General features: G+C 70.3%; 16 protein-coding genes and 1 pseudogene. 10 read left to right on the top strand and 7 right to left on the bottom strand.

Going from position 1 to position 17,627, the window contains the following annotated elements:
* From FKN01_RS17210 to FKN01_RS17225, 4 genes are all read left to right on the top strand, one after another.
* On the top strand, positions 1–1,635 hold a 1,635-nt coding region (locus tag FKN01_RS17210), incomplete at its 5' end, for a thioesterase domain-containing protein (protein WP_143621397.1).
* 73 nt (positions 1,636–1,708) lie between these two features.
* Positions 1,709–2,641: a proline iminopeptidase-family hydrolase gene (locus FKN01_RS17215; protein ID WP_143621399.1), complete on the top strand. Its 933-nt coding sequence runs from the start codon at positions 1,709–1,711 to the stop codon at positions 2,639–2,641.
* A gap of 154 nt (positions 2,642–2,795) precedes the next feature.
* On the top strand, positions 2,796–3,239 hold the full coding sequence (locus FKN01_RS17220) for a cold-shock protein (RefSeq protein ID WP_143621402.1): 444 nt from the start codon (positions 2,796–2,798) through the stop codon (positions 3,237–3,239).
* Positions 3,240–3,672: 433 nt separating this feature from the next.
* Positions 3,673–4,299, top strand: coding sequence for a TetR/AcrR family transcriptional regulator (locus tag FKN01_RS17225; protein WP_143621405.1), 627 nt, complete (start codon positions 3,673–3,675; stop codon positions 4,297–4,299).
* Positions 4,300–4,333: 34 nt separating this feature from the next.
* Here the strand turns inward: FKN01_RS17225 and FKN01_RS17230 are convergent, their stop codons facing one another.
* The 5 genes from FKN01_RS17230 to FKN01_RS17255 form a co-directional block, all read right to left on the bottom strand.
* A complete protein-coding gene (locus FKN01_RS17230) occupies positions 4,334–5,188 on the bottom strand; it encodes a hypothetical protein (protein WP_260696923.1) in 855 nt (284 codons plus the stop codon).
* A gap of 467 nt (positions 5,189–5,655) precedes the next feature.
* Positions 5,656–6,321: a 4'-phosphopantetheinyl transferase gene (locus tag FKN01_RS17235; protein ID WP_143621411.1), complete on the bottom strand. Its 666-nt coding sequence runs from the start codon at positions 6,319–6,321 to the stop codon at positions 5,656–5,658.
* On the bottom strand, positions 6,318–7,166 hold the full coding sequence (locus FKN01_RS17240) for a metallophosphoesterase (protein WP_143621414.1): 849 nt from the start codon (positions 7,164–7,166) through the stop codon (positions 6,318–6,320). The genes FKN01_RS17235 and FKN01_RS17240 overlap by 4 nt, the downstream gene beginning before the upstream one ends.
* An 88-nt stretch (positions 7,167–7,254) precedes the next feature.
* The gene (locus FKN01_RS17245; RefSeq protein ID WP_143621416.1) at positions 7,255–9,963 is read right to left on the bottom strand and encodes an AAA family ATPase; all 2,709 of its coding nucleotides are present in this window, start codon (positions 9,961–9,963) and stop codon (positions 7,255–7,257) included.
* Positions 9,964–10,466: 503 nt separating this feature from the next.
* Positions 10,467–11,126: a TetR family transcriptional regulator gene (locus FKN01_RS17255; RefSeq protein WP_185992872.1), complete on the bottom strand. Its 660-nt coding sequence runs from the start codon at positions 11,124–11,126 to the stop codon at positions 10,467–10,469.
* A 176-nt stretch (positions 11,127–11,302) separates the two neighbouring features.
* Here FKN01_RS17255 and FKN01_RS17260 point away from each other — a divergent pair, with 176 nt between their 5' ends.
* From FKN01_RS17260 to FKN01_RS17270, 3 genes are all read left to right on the top strand, one after another.
* Positions 11,303–12,106: an SDR family NAD(P)-dependent oxidoreductase gene (locus FKN01_RS17260; protein WP_143621421.1), complete on the top strand. Its 804-nt coding sequence runs from the start codon at positions 11,303–11,305 to the stop codon at positions 12,104–12,106.
* A 37-nt stretch (positions 12,107–12,143) separates the two neighbouring features.
* Entirely contained in the window at positions 12,144–12,923 is a 780-nt protein-coding gene (locus FKN01_RS17265; RefSeq protein ID WP_143621424.1) for a glucose 1-dehydrogenase, read from the top strand.
* Between the two features lie 305 nt (positions 12,924–13,228).
* Positions 13,229–13,753, top strand: coding sequence for a hypothetical protein (locus FKN01_RS17270; protein WP_143621427.1), 525 nt, complete (start codon positions 13,229–13,231; stop codon positions 13,751–13,753).
* A 436-nt stretch (positions 13,754–14,189) separates the two neighbouring features.
* Here FKN01_RS17270 and FKN01_RS33230 read toward each other — a convergent pair.
* Positions 14,190–14,297, bottom strand: a pseudogene (locus FKN01_RS33230) (DUF4440 domain-containing protein); the annotation flags it as partial.
* A 95-nt stretch (positions 14,298–14,392) separates the two neighbouring features.
* Between FKN01_RS33230 and FKN01_RS32570 the strand changes: the two are divergent.
* From FKN01_RS32570 to FKN01_RS17290, 3 genes are all read left to right on the top strand, one after another.
* A complete protein-coding gene (locus tag FKN01_RS32570) occupies positions 14,393–14,563 on the top strand; it encodes a hypothetical protein (protein WP_185992873.1) in 171 nt (56 codons plus the stop codon).
* 257 nt (positions 14,564–14,820) lie between these two features.
* Positions 14,821–15,162 carry a hypothetical protein gene (locus FKN01_RS17285; RefSeq protein ID WP_143621430.1) on the top strand — a complete coding sequence of 114 codons (342 nt, stop codon included), beginning with the start codon at positions 14,821–14,823 and terminating at the stop codon, positions 15,160–15,162.
* Positions 15,163–15,673: 511 nt separating this feature from the next.
* Positions 15,674–16,624: an immunity 49 family protein gene (locus FKN01_RS17290; protein WP_143621433.1), complete on the top strand. Its 951-nt coding sequence runs from the start codon at positions 15,674–15,676 to the stop codon at positions 16,622–16,624.
* Between the two features lie 172 nt (positions 16,625–16,796).
* Here FKN01_RS17290 and FKN01_RS17295 read toward each other — a convergent pair whose 3' ends face one another.
* Positions 16,797–17,366, bottom strand: coding sequence for a hypothetical protein (locus FKN01_RS17295; RefSeq protein WP_143621435.1), 570 nt, complete (start codon positions 17,364–17,366; stop codon positions 16,797–16,799).
* Positions 17,367–17,627 lie beyond the last annotated feature (261 nt).

Consider the following 17,627-nt stretch of genomic DNA (forward strand, 5'->3'; position numbering starts at 1 on the left):
CTGGCGGCGGGGCAGGCGAACTATGCGGCGGCGAATGTGTTCCTGGACGCGCTCGCGGTGCAGCGCCGGGCGGAGGGTTTGCCGGCCACCTCACTCGCGTACGGGTTGTGGGCGGGTGCGGGGATGGGGCAGTGGCTGGGTGAGGCGGATCTGGAGCGGATGAGGCGGCAGGGGCTTCCGGCGTTGCAGCCGGATCAGGGCCTGGCGTTGTTCGACGCGGGTCTGGCGTCCGGGCGGGCGGCTCTGGTCCCGCTGCCGATCGACGTCACCGCGCTGCGGGCCCGTACCGACACCATCCCCGCACTCCTCCGCGACCTCGCACCCACCACCACCAAACGACGCAGCTCTGTCTCCAAGACCGACGCGACGTCTCTCCGGCTGCGGTTCGCGCAGGCCGATGAGGCCGGGCAGGAAGCGCTCCTCATGGAACTCGTCCTGGAGCGGGCAGCCACGCTCCTCGGGCACAGCAGCGCCGACGCCCTCGACGCACAACGCGACTTCCTGGAATCCGGATTCGACTCGCTGAGTGCGATGGAGCTCCGCAACGCACTGATGAAGGACACCGGGCTGAGGCTGCCCCCCATGGTGGTCTTCGACAGCAAGAGCCCGACGGAGCTCGCCCGGCTGCTGCGTACCGAGCTCCTGGCGGCCGGCCCCCTCGCGACCGGCGACAGCGCCGGACCAGGGGCATCAGCGGGTTCATCCGAGGGACTCGGCGGGACGCAGAGCGCGACCGGCACCGGTGATGCCCCGGCTGCCCCCGTCGACAGACAGCCGGAGACGCTCCGCGACATGTTCCACGCCGCCGTCGTCTCCGGCCGGGCGGACAAGGGATTCGCGCTCCTCCAGGCTGCCGCTGACGTGCGGCCGGGCTTCGGCTCGGTGGACGAGATCGACCGGCTCCCCGCGGCCGTCCGTCTCGCGGACGCCTCCGAGGGCCCGCATCTCATCTGCCTCAGCACCCCCATGGCCACCGGCGGTGTCCACCAGCACGCGCGACTGGTATCCCACTTCGGAGGCCGCCACAAGATATCCGCGCTGCCAGTCCCCGGATTCCTCGCCGGCGAGAGTCTGCCCACGTCCTCCGACGCGGCGGTTCAGGCCCTCGCCCGCAGCGTCCTGGACACGGCGGACGGGGAGCCGTTCGTACTGCTCGGCTACTCCTCCGGAGGCACCCTCGCCTACGCCACCGCCGGCCATCTGGAGCGGGAATGCGGGGTGCGCCCGGCGGGCGTCATCCTGTTGGACACGTTCAAGGTGCACGACGGAGGCAGCGAGGGCGTGCCCCTCGACGGCCTCGCACTCGGCATGTTCGACAAGGAGGCCGTCTTCGGACGGTTCGACAGCAGCAGGCTCTCCGCGATGGGGCGTTGGGTGGAACTGGTCCCGCAGCTCCCGCTCCATCCGGTCGAGGCCCCCGTGCTCTTCGTCCAGTGCACGCAGTCCTTCGTCCCGGACGGGGACGACATGTCCCCCGACCTGGTCAGCGGCCGGGCCGAGCCCTGGGAGGCGGCCCACACCCTGCGGACTGTCCGCGCCAACCACTTCACCCTCGTCGAGGATTGCGCCGATCAGACGGCGCAGGTCATCGACGCGTGGCTGGCATCGCGGGAATCGGCGCCTGCCTCCGAGTGACTGACCGGGTGCGGCCGTATCCAGACGGTCCGGACCGAATCGAAGCGATCGAAGCGAAGCGAGGCGAATTGACGTGACCGTGGCACCCAGCGCCAAGGGAACCCTGCCGTTCGGCGAATACGAGACCTGGTACCGGGTGACGGGCGACCTCCGCTCCGACCGGCCCACGCTCGTCGTCGTGCACGGAGGTCCGGGATCCACCCACGACTATCTGCAGAACCTCTCCGACCTGGCCGAGGACGGCTGGTCCGTCGTGCACTACGACCAGATCGGAAACGGCGGATCGACGCATCTGCCCGACCGGGGAGCGGACTTCTGGACGGTGGACCTGTTCGCCGCCGAACTCGACAACCTGCTCACAGGTCTCGGCATCGCCGACAACTACGTACTGTTCGGGCAGTCTTGGGGCGGCATGCTCATCACGCACCACGCCGCCGCACGCCCCACCGGTCTGCGCGGGCTCGTCATCGCCAACTCGCCCGCCTCCTATCCGCTCTGGCTCCAGGAGGCCAAGGTCCTCCGGGACCAGTTGCCGCCCGGTGTCAACGAAACGCTGCTCCGGCACGAGGCCGCCGGCACCACCGAGACGGACGAATACCACATGGCCATGCGCACGTTCTACGAGCGACACGTGTGCCGGCTCAAGCCGTGGCCCCGCGACTATCTGGCCTCGTTCTACGAGGTGTACAACGACCCCACCGTGTACTACGCGATGAACGGCCCCAGCGAGTTCCACGTGAACGGGACGCTGCGCGACTGGTCGGTCATCGACCTCTGCCCCGAAGTCGCCGTGCCCACGCTCCTGATATCCGGCCGCCACGACGAAGCCACCCCCGCGACCGTCCAGCCGTTCCAGGACCTCATTCCGGGAGCGCGCTGGGAGGTGTTCGAGGAGTCCAGCCACCTTCCGCACCTCGAGGAGCCGGAACACTTCCGTCAGGTCATGCGGACGTTCCTCGACGAGGTGGACCCGCCGGTGCGACAGCCGGGCACCGACGAAGCGTAGGTCCTGGATGCGCCTCCGGAGGGCGATGGCATCTGGGAGGCTGGTGGGCAGGTAGTGGCGAGGAGCGTCCGGAGTGGGTTGGTGAGGTCCGGGCGGCCTGCTGCGACAGGGTTGTCCCGGACACGGGTCCGGGACTCGTTGAGAGGTTTCTGCGATGGTCATTGGTCGTGTGGTGCGTTTCGACAGCGCGAAGGGTTACGGGTTCATCACCCCTGACCATGGAGGTGAGGACGTCTTCCTGCATGTGAACGACCTCCGCATGGCAGAGGAGACGCTCCGGCCCGGCCTGATGGTCGAGTTCGAGATCGAGCAGGGTGACCGGGGTCTGAAGGCGTCGTCCGTGCGGCTGGCCCCCGGCAGTGGCGTCGCTGCCCCGCCGGTGGCGCAGGCCGTCTTCACGCAGCGCTCCGAGCCGTTGACCAGGCAGGCCACGGACGGCGACGACGTGTTGTGTGACGTGCTCAACGCGGAGGAGTACGTACGGGAGGTCACGGAGACGCTGCTGAAATCGGCCCCCGAGCTCACCGCGGCACACATCCTCCAAGTGCGCCAGGGAATGCTGCAGTTGGCCAGGGCCCACGGCTGGATCGAGAGCTGAACGGTTGGCCAACCCCGTGGGCCCGGACCTCGGTGCCGGGCCCACGGGCCCCCGGGCCGTCGATCGGATGACCGGGGACGCCGCCTCCGGCACGCCGGCCCTGCCCAGGCGCCGCCAGGACGTGACCGCCGCCATGGGTGAGCACCACGCGGGCCGGAGCTCACCGATTCACATGGTTGCGCCGCGGTTCCGGCACCGGCCCGGCGTGATGGGCGCGGTCGGGTAGAATTCGCGGTGGAGCACCGGTCGTCTTCCGCGACGACAGCGTCCGTGCGCCGACGCTGACCATGCGCCGGTGCTCACCAGGACAGGCGCGGTCTCCGCCCCCGGTGAACTCCGACCGGCCGGGTCCTCCCGCAGTCTCCGCCTCCGCCTCCGGCGCCTTACACGTACGTCTTACACGTCCGTCTGCATGCCGGGTAGGCTTTCTGTCATGGGACATCGTGAGGATCTGCTCGAAGGTGCCAAACGCTGCCTGTTGGAGAAGGGATACGCCCGGACGACGGCACGTGACATCGTGGCCGCCTCCGGGACCAACCTCGCCTCCATCGGCTACCACTACGGCTCCAAGGAGGCCCTGCTCAACCTCGCCTTCATCAAGGTGACGGAGGACTGGGGCGACCTGCTGACCAATCAGTCCGAGAGTGACCTCGGCGGCGAGGACGGCGCCCAGGCCCCGCTCGACCAGTTCCTCAAGACCTGGGAACGAGTGATCGGCAGCTACGAGCGGACCCGGTCGGTATGGCAGCTCCAGATGGAGGTCATCTCCAGGATCGACACCGACCCCGAACTGCAGAAGGCTCTGGTCGGCCCGCAGCGCGAGGGCCGGAACGGCCTCGCGGAGAACATGCTGGGCATCGATCCCGAGAAGGAACCCGAGAGGGCGCGGGTGGCCGGGCTGTTCTGTCAGGCACTGCTCGCAGGGGTCATGGTCCAGTGGATGATGGACCGCGCCTCGGCGCCGTCGGCGCAGGATCTGACGGAAGGGCTGAAAGCGGTTCTCGCGGGGCGGGAGGGCTCCACGGGCCCGAATGACGGGTCGGGGCGGGACTGCTCGTAGCGGGCGGGACCGCTCGCAGCGAGCGTCCTGTTCGCTACGCGGGTGGGTTACCGGGAGTCTCTGCGGAGGGCATCGGACCGTCCGCGTCCCGGGGGTTCTCCGACGAGGCGGAATCGCTCCCCGCCCGGGGCACTTCGACAGGTTCGTCGACCAGCCCCGCCCGGGTCAGAACGACCCCGGCCTGGAAACGGCTGATGGCGCCCTGTTCATCCATGATCTGAGCAATATGCCTACGGCAAGTGCGGACCGATATGCCGAGCCGGCGGGCCACCATTTCATCCTTATGACCCATTGCCATAAGGTGAACAATCGATTTCTTGAGCGCATCGATCGTGTGGGTGGTGTCCTTCGTGTCTGGAATGAGCGGGCATGCGGTGTTCCACAGGTTTTCAAAAGCGGCGCAGGCGAACGCCACCATTGCCGGGTCCCGCACCGCGACCGTCCCCGTCGTGTCGTCGTCCCCGGAGAAGTCCGGGGAGTGGGGCAGGACGAGCGTTTCGCGGTCGAAGGCGACGAGCGGATCGATCAGCTCGGCGCTGGTCCTGATCTCGGCCCCGTGCTGGGTCAGCTCTCGCACCAGTGCCCGGGTGACCAGGTCGCCCCTTATGGCGTGCTGGTAGATGAGCCGTGCCCGCACCCCGCGGGCCAGCAGGTCCAGGGTGATGGTCCGGGCGGCTGGGAACGACCGGCAGGGGCGGGCGCCGCTGGGCAGGACCAGGAGGAACTCGCGCCGGCAGCGGGCGCTCATCTCGCTGACCAGTGTGTGCAAGGCCGTGACGCCCGAGGAGCCGGCTGCCGTCGAGGCTGGGGCCGCCGAGCCGTGCGTACACCCGTCGAGGCCGAACGGCGACTCGCCGCCGTCGGTACGTGGCGCGCCGCCACCGTCCATCGGTGCGCGCTTCCCGACGGAGTGGGACCCTCTGGCTGCCGGCATTCGCTGCTCCCCCTTGCGCCCGCAGGTCGTTTCAGGCGTCAACTCTAAGATATCCAAAGATGGAGCATAAATTCGCTCATGAGTGATCTGAGAGTGGAGCCGTGCGGGAGAGGGAATCGGCAAGCTTCGAAATGGCGTCGGAAATGAACACAGGGATACCGGCGGAGGTGGTTTCCGGTGTTGTCGGTCCGGAAAAGCCGCCTCGGCCGGGATTCGCGGTCGGCAAATCTGATTCTGCTTGCCCGGTCATGGATCGTAGTCGAAGGGATTGGTCACCGAGTTTCATTTACTGAATTAATGCACGTCATTTACTTCACCTTTACTTGGGTTGCGTTGTGGCGCACTTTGGGTGTTTCCTCCGGAAACGGGCAGGGGAGTGCCTCGGCGGTTGCTCGGGGCGGACGGCTGCCGGCCGGGCCGCCTCAGCCCGGCAGGACGACCGCGGTGAGGACGAAGCCGCGCCCCGCGGTCCAGCGCCCCGAGAACGTTCCGTGACGGCGTCCGGCGACTACCGGCCCGGGTGTCAGGAGCCGCGCGGAGAACGTGCCCGCCCCGAGGTCGAACTGGAGCTCCGCCTCTGTGAAGTCGAGCTCGCGACGGGTCAGCGGATACCAGGTCTTGAACACCGACTCCTTGGCGCTGAACAGCAGCCGGTCCCAGTGCACGTCGGGGCGTTGACGTGCGAGTGTGGCGATGGCGGCCCTCTCGCGCGGCAGGGCGACGACCTCCAGGACGCCTTCGGGCAGGGGCTCGTTCGGCTCCGCGTCGATGCCCAGGGACGCGGCGACCTCAAAGCGGGCGACCGCCGCCGCACGGAAGCCGGTGCAGTGGGTCATGCTGCCGGTCACACCGGCCGGCCACTCGACGGCGCCCCGCTGCCCCGGTACCAGGGGTACCGGAGGCAGGCCGAGCCTGCCCAGCGCGCGGCGTGCGCACAGCCGGACGGTGGTGAACTCGGCGCGGCGGCGCGGCACCGACTGGGCGATCTTGGCCTCCTCCGCCGGGAAGAGCCCATGGCCGTCCAGGGTCGACAGGTCACCGAACACGCTCACGGCGGCCACCTCCGGAGGCAGCACGGAGTCGATCATGCCGGACGCTCCGACGCGGGGTCCGGCAGGATCTGACGCAGCGGCGCCCGGGGCGGCCGGGAGCGCCACTCCCGCGGGTACCCGATCGACACCTCTTCGAAGCGGACGCTGTCGTGCCAGGTGACCCGGGGGATGTGGAGGTGGCCGTAGACGACGACGGCCGCCCGGAAGCGGAGATGCCAGTCGGCCGTCAGCTGTGTGCCGCACCACTGGGCGAACTCGGGATACCTGAGGATGCGCGTGGGGTCCCGCACCAGCGGATAGTGGTTGACCAGGACGGTGCGGTGCGCCGGATCGATGGCCGAGAGCCGCTCCTCGGTGAAGGCGACCCGGGCGCGGCACCAGGCATCGCGCGACGGGTACGGGTCGGGGTGGAGCAGGTACTCGTCCGTGCACACCACCCCCGACTGATGGGCCACCCGCAAGGACTCCTCCTTCGTACGGGTCCCGGGAGCGCGGAAGGAGTAGTCGTACAGCACGAACAACGGGGCGACGGTGACGGGTCCCTCGTCGCCCTGCCAGACCGGATACGGATCCTCCGGCGTCGACACGCCCAGCTCCCGGCAGAGTGCGACCAGGGATTCGTAGCGGGCCACGCCGCGCAGAGTGACAGGGTCGGCGGGATGGGTCCAGAGTTCGTGGTTGCCGGGGGCCCAGACGACCCGGCGGAACCGCCCCGAGAGCAGCTTCAGCGCCCACGCGATGTCCTCGAACTTCTCGCCGACGTCCCCGGCGATGAGCAGCCAGTCCTCGTCGGACTCCGGCCTGACCGACTCGGTGATGCGCCGGTTCTCCGCATGGCTGACGTGCTGGTCGCTGAGCGCGAACAGCTTTCCGTGAGGCACGGAGGTCAGTCCTTCCCTAGGAGCGAACGTGTGTGACCGGACCTGCCCGGCCGCTCGGGCCGGGCAGGTCCGGCAGGACCGTTCGGCCTCATCGGACCGCTTCGGCCGTCGAGACCGCGAGGTGGAGGTCCACGGGAAGATCCTGTCGGCGCGTGATGTTGAGCTTGCGGTAGACGCGCGTCAGGTGCTGCTCGACCGTGCTGACGGTGATGTGCAGCTTCAGGGATATCTCCCGGTTGGTGTACCCGCTCGCCGCGAGCGTGGCCACCCGGCGCTCGGAGTCGCTCAGCTTCGTGTCGAGATCCGAGCAGAACTCCTCCGGGGCGCCGCGTCTGCGCATCCGGTCCTCAGGGCCGAGTTCCGGGCTGAACTCCTCGCACAGCGCCTCCGCGCCGCACTCCCGCGCCAGGTTCCACGCCTTGCGGATCACCGCGTCCGCCCGGGCGGGCTCGGAGAGCGCCCGCAGGGCGCGGCTCAGCTCGGCGAGCGTACGCGCCAGCTCCACCCGGTCGCCGGACCGGCCGAGCTCGTCGGCGGACTGGTTGAGCAGGGCGAGCCGCTGGCGCGGGTCCGAAGTCATCGCGCGTAGACGCAGGCTGATTCCGCGCACCCACGGCCGGCGCGCGTCCGGATCGGCGAACTGCTGGTCCACGAGAGCCCGGGCCCGCTGCGTCTCACCGAGCCGGAACAGTACGTCGGCCGCGTCCGTCCGCCAGGGGAGCACCGCCGGCCGGTCCAGGCCCCAGCTCGCGGCGAGCCGCCCCGCTTCGAGGAAGTCGCCCAGTGCGGCGTGCAGTTGATGGGTCGCCATGAGGTAATGGCCGCGTGCGCGCAGATAGGAGAGTCCGTGTGTGCTCTTGAACAGGGTGCCGGCGACGGGCTGGTGAAGCTGACGGGCGGCAGCCGCGTGGTCGCCCATGAGGGTGCGTGCGCGGATCAGGGTGGCGGCCGGGCTTCCGACGAACGCGCTGCTGCTCTGCTCCGGCAGGCAGTCCAGTGCCCTTCGGGCGTAGTCCTCGGCGGCGGACAGATCGCTCAGGCGCAGCAGCACTGCCGCGAGAGCCGAGGAGAACAGCGCCTGCCAGGCGGGGGCCTTCTGCCGCTCGGCCTCGGCGATCAGCTCGCGGCAGCAGGCGGCGCCTCGTTCGGGGTCACCGAAGTAGGTGAGGGACCTCAGGGCGCGCATCACCGGTTCGAGCGTGTCGTCGGTGAGGACGACCGTACGCAGGAAGCGTTCGGCGGCCGACGTCTCCGCGCTGCTCCCGGCCTCCTGCTCGGGTGCCCCTCCGCCCGGCCCTCGGGAATTCCCGCCCCGGACCCCGGGCGTGTCCGCGGTCCGGTCCGGACGGCTTTCGAATCCGGTCCGGTCCCGGCTCCCCGCGCTGCCCGCCACGGTCTCCCGGAGAATCCTGGACGTCACCTCGCCCGCCTCGGCGACCCGGCCCTGGCAGGTGAGGAGTCCGGCCAGCGGGGCCAGGTGCTCGGCGGCCAGGCGGCCGGCGCGCAGCAGCGCGAGCGGGGCGGACAGGTGCTTCTCCGCCCGCCCGGGGTTGACCCGCCAGGTGACGGCCGCGAGCCGGGTCTTGATGTCGACCCGCTGCTGCTCGTCACCGCTCAGTTCATGGGCGAGTTCGAGTGCCTGGGTGGCCCGGGTGAGATCGCTCTGTGTCAGCAGTTCCTCGGTGGCCTCCCGCAGTACGTCCACCGTCCAGGGGAAGACGGTGAGCGAGCCGCCCAGTCGCGCGGCGTCGAGCAGGTGCCCGGCGACACTCGTGACGGATTCGCCCTCCAGGTGGAGGAGTTCGGCGGTACGCAGGTGCAGGCCGGCGAGCACCTTGGCCGGAACCTGGTCCAGGACGGCCGTCTGGGTGTGCGGGTGCGGAAAGCGGTGTCCTCTGAGGATGCCGGAGGCGGACAGGGAGGCGACCGACTGTGCCGCGCTGAAGGCCGGGACGCCCAGGAGCGTGCCCGCCCGCTCCGGCGTGTAGGCATCGCCCAGCACGGCCAGCGCCGCGCCCACGTCCAGCATGCGGGGGCCGCTGTGGCGCAGGCAGGTCAGCACCGCCTGTCCGAAAAGTCCGCCCTGCTCGGGGCGGAAGCCATCGGCGGTGGCGGGCGCGGAGCGGTGTTCCTCCAAGAGGGCGCGCAGCAGCAACGGGTTGCCCCCGCTGATGGCGTGCAACTCGCCCGAGACCGCCTCGCCCGATGCGGGGCCGGGGGCGGAGGCCGCGACGCGTCGGCAGCCCTCGGGGGTGAGCCGCCGCAGCCGGATGCGCCGTACGTTGCGGCTGCGCAGCAGCTCCGTACCGAAGGAGGCGTCCTGGGTGCCCTGGTGCAGGGGCATCGTGAGCGCCAGCAGCATCCGGGTGGAGCGGCTGTGCCGGACGATGTGCAGCAGGTAGCTCAGGGAGGCGCTGTCCGCGTGGTGCACGTCGTCGACGGTGATCACGACCGGCCTCGTGGCGCTCAGCCCCTCCAACGCCGCCTGGAACCCGCGCATCGCGCTCACCTGCGGTGCCCCGTCCGGTGGCGCGGAGACCTCGGGGAAGGCGCCGGCCGGTGCGTCCCCGGTCAACTGCCGCATCAGCCCCAGGGGGAGATCCCGCTCGGTCGGTGAACCGAACGCCCGCAGGACCAGATCGTCCTCGTCGGCCCATTCGGTGAGGGAGTCGATGAGCTCGCTCTTGCCGCATCCTGCGGCACCCTCGATGACGACTACGCGGGCCGCGCCGCCCCGGCACTCATCGAGCGCAGTGCGCAATGTGCATATTTCAAGGTCTCTTTCGACATAGTCCATGATGTCCCCCGAGGTGAGCTAAGTCGTTGCTTGTACCGGCATCGGGAAAATGCCCTGGTGCTACGTGCGGCGTATATGGAACGCGTGTGCGTACGTTGCACGCCATGAGTGTGGCGCACGCTCAGCTCATCCTCTAGTGGTCACAAGCTGCACCCTCGGCGAGGCGACCGCCGACGGCCCGGAGACCCGGACACACCGCCGCACCCCGTCCCGCCCCGCTCCGTAGCGGGTCAGGCGGGGTGCGGCGGCATCCTGGTACCCAATGTCCCGGAAAGGACCCGCGAGCTCCCTGAACGCCGCGCCGTCGTACGCGTACTCCATCCTCCCCACGAAGCCGTCCCGCTGCGCGCAGCTCTCTGCCGGCATCCCGTCCACACCCGTGACGACGCGCACATCCGGCCGCGCGAAACCGCGGCCAGGGGTGGCCGGCGGATCGCCGACTCGGACGGACGAGCGCCGCCGGTCACCGCTGTGACCGGCCCTTGCCCGCCCCGCCCCCCTGATCAGTGCCGCGGGGAGGCGTCATCCTCGTCCTCCGCCGTGACCGTGCCGCTCAAGAGGCGCCGCAGGCAGCACACAGCCAGGTCGGCGGGGGAGCCGGGGCCCTCGGTCGCTGCCTCGGTGCCGGACCAGACCTCCAGGGCGATCCGGATGGCGTCGGTGGCCGCGGCGGCGACCAGGCGCACGTCCAGCAGGTCGCGGCGGCCGTCCGCCAGCCGGGCGACGACCGGGACGAGCAACTCCTCCGACTCCTGGTTCACGCGGTACCAGACGGCGCGCAACGCGGGGTCGTCCGCCGCGGCGCGCAGCAGGCCCCGTGTGCGCAGGAGCGCCTCCCTGGCCTGGGGGTCCGGCGCGGCCAGCGCCTGTTCGACCGCGTCGCGCAGGGCCGGTCCCAGCGCGGTGCCCGGCGGCTTGTCGGCCAGCAGCGCGCGCCAATGGCCCGCGCCGACCGTGAGCAGTGGGCCGACGGCGTCCTGCTTGGAGCGGAAGTACCGGTAGAAGGTCCGCAGCGCGACCCCCGCCCGCCGGGCGATGTCCTCCGCCGTCGTGGCCTCCGGGCCCCGGGTGGCGAAGAGCTCGGCCGCCGCGTGCGCGATGTCGAGCTGCGTGGCGGCCTTCCGGCGTTCGGTCAGCGACGTGGGTGGCGGTTCGGTACTCACCCCAGAAGCGTACGGCCTGCGATCGCCCGGAGGCACGTCGTGACGCGATGGCAAAACGTGCCACTTGGGCGTACAGTGACATGGAAGGCAAGGGCGCCGCGGGCCGGGACAGGCCGAGGCGGGCGCCGGATAAGGGCCGGGCCGACGTCGTCGGCGGGCCGAGTAGGAGAGCGCACATGACCCACGAGAACCACTCCCTCCGCTACGACGGCCGTCGCGCCCTGGTCACCGGCGGCGGCTCGGGCATAGGCCAGGCCACCGTGCTGCGCCTGCTCGCGGAGGGCGGCACCGTCGTCGCGGCGGACGTCAGCGAGACGGGCCTGAAGGACACCCTGGACAAGGCCGGCGCCCACGCGGACCGGCTCACCACGCTCGTCGTCGACATCGCGGACGAGACATCGGTGCGCGAGGGCGTCCGGGCCGCGACCGACGCGCTCGGCGGGCTGGACGTCCTCGTCAACGCGGCCGGCATCCTGCGCTCCTCGCACACCGAGGAGACCAGCCTGGCGGACTTCACCCGTGTCCTGACGGTGAACCTCGTCGGCACGTTCCTGGTGATCCGCGAGGCGATCCCGGCGCTCCTGAAGGGCGAGGGCGCGGCCGTCGTCAACTTCAGCTCGACCTCGGCGGCCTTCGCGCACCCCTACATGGCGGCGTACGCCGCGAGCAAGGGCGGCATCCAGTCGATGACCCATGCGCTGGCCTCCGAGTACGCGAGCCGCGGCATCCGCTTCACCGCCGTGCAGCCCGGCTCCATCTCCTCCGGCATGACGGACGGCAGCGGGGCCAGTGGCCAGAGTGTCGGCCCTGGTCTGCCCGAGGACGCCGACATGAGCCTGTTCGCGAAGCTCTCCCCGGCGCTCGGCCAAGGATTCGCCGGTCCGGAGACGGTGGCGTCGGTCGTCGCGATGCTGGCGTCGGAGGACGGCCGGTTCATCACCGGTACCGAGGTCCGCGTCGACGGCGGCACCCACTTCTGATCCTGCGATCCCGCCCGCCCTTGGAAGGAAGCACACCATGCACGAGTCCCCCCATCACGACCTGACCGGCAAGAACCTGATCATCACCGGCGGCGCCCGGGGCCTGGGCGCGGAGGCTGCCCGGCAGGCGGTGGCCGCCGGGGCCCACGTCCTGATCACTGACGTCCTGGACGAGGACGGCGAGCGCACGGCCCGCGAACTCGGCGCCCGCGCCCGCTTCATGCACCACGACGTGACCTCGCAGGAGGAGTGGCGGCGGGCCGCCGACTTCGCCGTCACCGAGTTCGGGTCGCTGCACGGCCTGGTGAACAACGCCGGCATCTCGACCGGCAGCCTGCTGGAATCCGAGTCCGTCGAGCACTTCCGCAAGGTGCTCGACATCAACCTCACGGGCGTCTTCATCGGCATGAAGACCGTGATTCCCGCACTGAAGGAGGCCGGCGGCGGATCGATAGTCAACATCTCGTCCGCGGCGGGCCTGATGGGCCTCGCCCTCACGGCCGGCTACGGCGCCTCCAAGTGGGGCGTCCGCGGGCTCACGAAGATCGGCGCCGTGGAACTGGGCACCGCCCGCATCCGCGTGAACTCCGTCCACCCCGGGATGACGTACACCCCGATGACCGCGGCCACCGGCATCGAGCGGGGCGAGGGCAAGTACCCCAACACGCCGATGGGCCGGGTCGGCGAGGCCGACGAGATCGCCGGCGCCGTGGTTTTCCTGCTCTCGGACGCCGCGTCCTACGTCACGGGGGCTGAACTCGCAGTCGACGGCGGCTGGACCACGGGTCCGACCGTCGCGTACGTCATGGGGCAGTGAGCACGGACACCGGACGAGCACCGCACGGCCACGGCCACGGCCAGGGCCAGGGTGCGCCCGGTCATCGCCGTCCTGTGCGCGGCATGGGCCGCGCACCCGGAAGACCGCGAATTGAACGGCGTCGTCGACGAGTTCGTCACCCAGGACGAGGACTTCGCCTCATGTGGCCGCAGCGGCAGGTCGTGTCAGCGGTCGCGGCCGGAAGTCGCTGCGTCATCCGGTCGCCGATCCATGAGACAGGCCCCGAGGTGATGAGATCGCTGTGTCAGGGACGCCGCGGTCGTACCTGTGCTACCTATCTGGACATGAACACGTCTGGCAGAGGCGGCAGTTCGAGTACGTTCCACGAGTGGATCAACACGGTGGGTGTGGTACTCGCTGTCGGGCTATCCCTTTTCTCTCTGTACCGCGATCAGACGCAGCGGGCCGACGATGAAGTGCGGGAGGCGATGAAGGTCAGCCTCTACTGGACTGGGACCGGGGAGGCGCCTACAGGGGTGTTGGTGGAGAACCAGCAGTCGCTCCGCATATTGGATGTGGTGGTCCGGCTAGAGGTGGGCGACGCGACCGTGCAGCACGTCCGGTTCGGCGAGGTGCATTCATGCACGCAGGACTCGTTCTCGTTCGGCGCCCACCAACCACAGGTGCGCACGGACGCGTTGTTCGTGCTCCAGTTCCGCGACGCGGCGGGCCATTGGTGGCAGATGAAGCCGGGCGCGGTCCTGGACCGGATTGACTCCGACGAGGCATCCCAGCCGGGCGGGGACGACCTCGTCACGGCATGGGGCCTCAAGCGCGAGACCGGCCCAGCCAGCGGTTGTGACCAGTGACCTGAGTCGGAGACCTGCCGTTGTCGGTCACTGAGGCCCGTTGTCGGTCACTGAGGCGCAGCGGGCGTGCTGGAGGGCGGGTTTCCGCCGCATGACGGCGCGGGCCGGACGGCCCCGGGCTCACGCAGGTCGAGGGAGCCGCCCCGGGCGTACCCCACGTCGCCGGACCCGAAAGGTGCCCCACCCGGTACGTACCGACCGGCCGGGCCCCTCGTTGAAGACGATGCGCGGCGGCCCACCGGTACCCGAGGGGTGCGGGGCAGCGTAAGCGTCTCGCGGCACAGCCGACCGCTGTCCGTCACACCGTGGCTGTGACGCAGCATCCACATGTACACGCGCCCGCCGACGACCAACCGCCGGGGCTTCCTCGGGCCTCGGAGCACGCAACTGAGCGTACGGGGATGCCGGCCCCGGCCCGCCGCGGCGACCGCGAACGTCAGCGACTGGGCGGGACGGACTCCGGCTGGACCAGCAGCCGCAGCCAGCTCCCGTCCGCCTGGCGCCTGACGACCTGAGCCCGCGCGCCGGCCCCGTCCTTGGGCGGCCTTCGCGGACAGCCCGGCGATGCGAGGCCGGGAGGCCGCCTGAGTATCCGGTGAGGGGGTACAGGGAATGCACTTTCGATGAGAGGGGTCCTTCATGCTCGGCATAGTCGCGGCAGTGCTGTTCTTCATCTCGTTCCTGATCAACGCGGCGGATCTCAGCACCAACGATGTGTTCTCCTCGACGAACGTGATGCTGCTGGGGCTCACGGCGCTGGCCCTGCACGTGGCGGGCGTGGGCAACGGCTGGGCATCCCGCAGGCGGTGACCTCCCTCCGGGTTCTGTGAGAGGCCGTCACAGAACCCGGAAGGCTCGCTGCCGGAACAGAGAGTTCACACGGTGTCAACTCCGGGCGGTATCACCCGATTGGAACGTTTCTTCCGGCCGTAAGGGTCGTTGGGGAGTCTGCAATCCCTTAACGGTCACGAGTGAACAACGCACCGCCGTCGCTGTACAGCCCAGGCTCCCTCTGCCGTTTCTGCACGCTGGGAGCCGACGGCCGGCGTGGTTGCAGGAGGTATGGAATGCGCTCTCTGCTGGAGAGCTTCTTCGACGCGATGGACGAGCTGCACGTCGACTTCAGCCGACGCCTGGAGGACATCGAACGGGAGGCCTGGCCCGCCCCGGTTCCGAACGCGGGCCCCGAGGACGGGCACACTTCGCACTGGGACAAGTTCGAGGAGATTCGGTACCCGCTCGGGCTGCGACCGCTCTGGACCGACGAGCACCCGTCGGCCGAGCCCGTCAAGGCCTCGGTAGTGAAGGCGCTTTGCGGCCCCGTCGCTCCGGTCTTCGATGCGCCACCGCCCGCAGAAACGATCGTCCGCGTCATGAAGAGGCAGGCAGGAACGATCCGCCGCGCCTAGACCAGACGGTCAGCTTTCCCGTCCGTCATGAGGAATACAGAGACTTTGACGAAGCTCATTGCAACGGTTCTGTTCACCACGGCATTTGTTCTGGGTACGGCGATGACCGCCCCCTCGGATCTGACCGATTCCGCCGCCCACTTCCTGAAGGGCGAGGCCCCGTAAGCCAGTGACGGAAGGGCGGCCCGCGGCGGGTGCTGCCGGGCCGCACCGGCTCGGCAGGACCCGTGCCCACGACCGTGGCAGGCTGCGGCTCAACTACCGTGCCAACTAGGCGAGTACGGGTGCGCGGCGGCCCACGCCCCGCCGCCCGCACTTCGTCGCCCACGGCGGCCGGCTGCGTGACCGCTTCCCCGCCGCCCTCCCCGGCTTGACCGCCTCCCACCTCGTGGAGGGCCGCGGCCACCGGCCCACCCGCGCCACCGGGCCCGGCAGCGGCACCCGACAGCACTGTCAGTGCCCGTTGGTAGCGTGCGCCGTCCAGCCGTGAAACACACGAAAGGACGGCAACGTGCGAGACGTGGCAGTGCATCAGGTCGGCGAGCAGCGGTTGGCCGAGGCGCTCGACGACATCGACGGGCGGACGTACAAGCGGTGGCACTCGCTGCGGTACGACAGCATCTCGCCGGCGCTGATCCGGGCCATGGCGGACGAACTGCTCGACCACGTCGCGGCACGGACGGTGACGGAGCCGGGGCTCGACGCCGCGGCCCGCACGGTCGCCGTCACCGCCGCGGAGTGCGTGCACGGAGTGCTGAGCATCATGTGCTTCCCGGACGGGGACCAGGAACTCCGGTTCCCCCTCATCGGGGAGCGGATCAGCACCGACCCGTACGACGACGAGTTCGGCGACGGGCCCGTCACCTTCCAGGACGTGGTCAAGGAGGCGCCCACCGCGCGGACATGGCTCGACATGTTCGACGTGTGCGTCGTCAGCGGGCACGTGTGGGACTGGGAGCGCGTCACCGGTCTCCTGCTGCGTGACGACTACGCGCCCGCCATACGCGACGGTGCGCCGTACAACCGGTACGCCTCCGTCTCCGCTCCCGCCGACCTCGCCGCCATGGATGCCCTGTGCCCCTACCTCACCGAGGCGGCCGGGCATCTGCCCCGTGACTGGCCCACGGTTCCGCTGCGCAAGCCGGACGCCGGGGAGCGGGCGGTGGCCGCCCGGCGGCTCGACGAGGCCGGCGACGCGCTGAGCGCGGATCAGCGGCTGCTCCGCGTACTCCTCGACGACGACCAGCAGGCCTTTGAGGACGCCCTCGCCGCCCGGCTGGTCACGTACCGGGAGAGCATCGAGGCCGATGCGGCCGACCCCGCGCCCCGGTCCCTCCTTCCCCTCGGCGTCCTCGCGACGGCCTGCCTCGCGGTCCAGGTGCACGGATGGGAACTCGGTGTCCGCTCCGGCTACCTGCCGTACGGCCTGCTCGCGAAGCCGACGCCGGGCCAGGTGGACTGACCACGAGCGTTGCCGACGTCAGGCGTGCGGGGCCGATGGCAGGCGGCAGGGGGCAACTCCGTCGCCGGCGTGGCGGCGCTGGACCCCTTCACCACGCTCACCGGGCTGTCGGTGTTCTGAACCCGACAGGCTGGAGGCGGGCCCGAGACTCCGAGGCTCTCGTCCTTGCGCGCTACAGCGCTGCCGACTGCCGGACGCGTGTCGTCTGGAGCTCGGCAAGATCGGCGTAGGGCACGGTCTGCGGAAGATCCTCGCTCGTGACACGGACCAGCGTTGCGCCGAGGCGGGTGACGATCATGGTGTCCGGTCCGGTGAACGCATCGGTCTCGTCCGTCTCCAGCCGCACGTCCAACGGGCGCGCCCTGCTGCCGGCCTTGCCGCGCTCCGCGGCGGCCAGCCCGTCCATCGCCGATTCGGCGTCGCCGGGCGTGCCGAAGGCGTAGATACGGAAGACGACCTGACCGCCGGAAGCCGGTTGCCGGATGAAAGACGTGCCCAGAGCGACGAGTCCCTCGCACTGGGTGCCCGAGTCCTCCCGGCAGGTCTTCAGGGACTCCTGCGGCAGGCCGATCTCGGCGCCGAATCCTTCCCACCCGTCCGGAGCGCTGTCCGTGTCGATCAGCGCTTGGCGCACTTGCTCCTGGGTCAGTACGACCGGTGTCTCCGCTCCCCGGGCTCCGCCGGCGGCCCGCTCGTCCACCGGGCCCGCGTCGGCGGACGCCGTGCCGTCGGCAGGGGCCACGGATTGCCCGCCACCACCGCAAGCGGTGAGCCCCGCCAGCATCACCGCACCGACCGCCGACCCCCAAGTCCTCCGGAACACCTGCAACCCCCTTGCCAAGTCCATTCCGCACCCACCGGCCGCCCTGCGCACCGGGAGCGGTTGCGGAAACCCTACTGAAGGGGCGGCTGGGCGGCCGACCGGCCCATCGAGCTTCGTTGCCGCGAAGAGGCAGCCGCTTGGGAACGGGGTGGCTGGGCTCACCGGACCGCTCGCGCAGCT

The organism is Streptomyces sp. 130 (genome assembly GCF_007096885.1).
In the GTDB taxonomy this organism is placed as follows: Bacteria; Actinomycetota; Actinomycetes; order Streptomycetales; family Streptomycetaceae; genus Streptomyces.

Excerpts from the sequence above, each read along its gene's own strand:
- FKN01_RS17220 (WP_143621402.1), top strand. The coding sequence starts at position 2,796 with ATGGTCATTGGTCGTGTGGTGCGTTTCGACAGCGCGAAGGGTTACGGG.
- FKN01_RS17225 (WP_143621405.1), top strand. The coding sequence starts at position 3,673 with ATGGGACATCGTGAGGATCTGCTCGAAGGTGCCAAACGCTGCCTGTTG.
- FKN01_RS17230 (WP_260696923.1), bottom strand. The coding sequence starts at position 5,188 with ATGGACGGTGGCGGCGCGCCACGTACCGACGGCGGCGAGTCGCCGTTC.
- FKN01_RS17235 (WP_143621411.1), bottom strand. The coding sequence starts at position 6,321 with ATGATCGACTCCGTGCTGCCTCCGGAGGTGGCCGCCGTGAGCGTGTTC.
- FKN01_RS17245 (WP_143621416.1), bottom strand. The coding sequence starts at position 9,963 with ATGGACTATGTCGAAAGAGACCTTGAAATATGCACATTGCGCACTGCG.
- FKN01_RS17260 (WP_143621421.1), top strand. The coding sequence starts at position 11,303 with ATGACCCACGAGAACCACTCCCTCCGCTACGACGGCCGTCGCGCCCTG.
- FKN01_RS17265 (WP_143621424.1), top strand. The coding sequence starts at position 12,144 with ATGCACGAGTCCCCCCATCACGACCTGACCGGCAAGAACCTGATCATC.
- FKN01_RS17270 (WP_143621427.1), top strand. The coding sequence starts at position 13,229 with ATGAACACGTCTGGCAGAGGCGGCAGTTCGAGTACGTTCCACGAGTGG.
- FKN01_RS32570 (WP_185992873.1), top strand. The coding sequence starts at position 14,393 with ATGCTCGGCATAGTCGCGGCAGTGCTGTTCTTCATCTCGTTCCTGATC.
- FKN01_RS17285 (WP_143621430.1), top strand. The coding sequence starts at position 14,821 with ATGCGCTCTCTGCTGGAGAGCTTCTTCGACGCGATGGACGAGCTGCAC.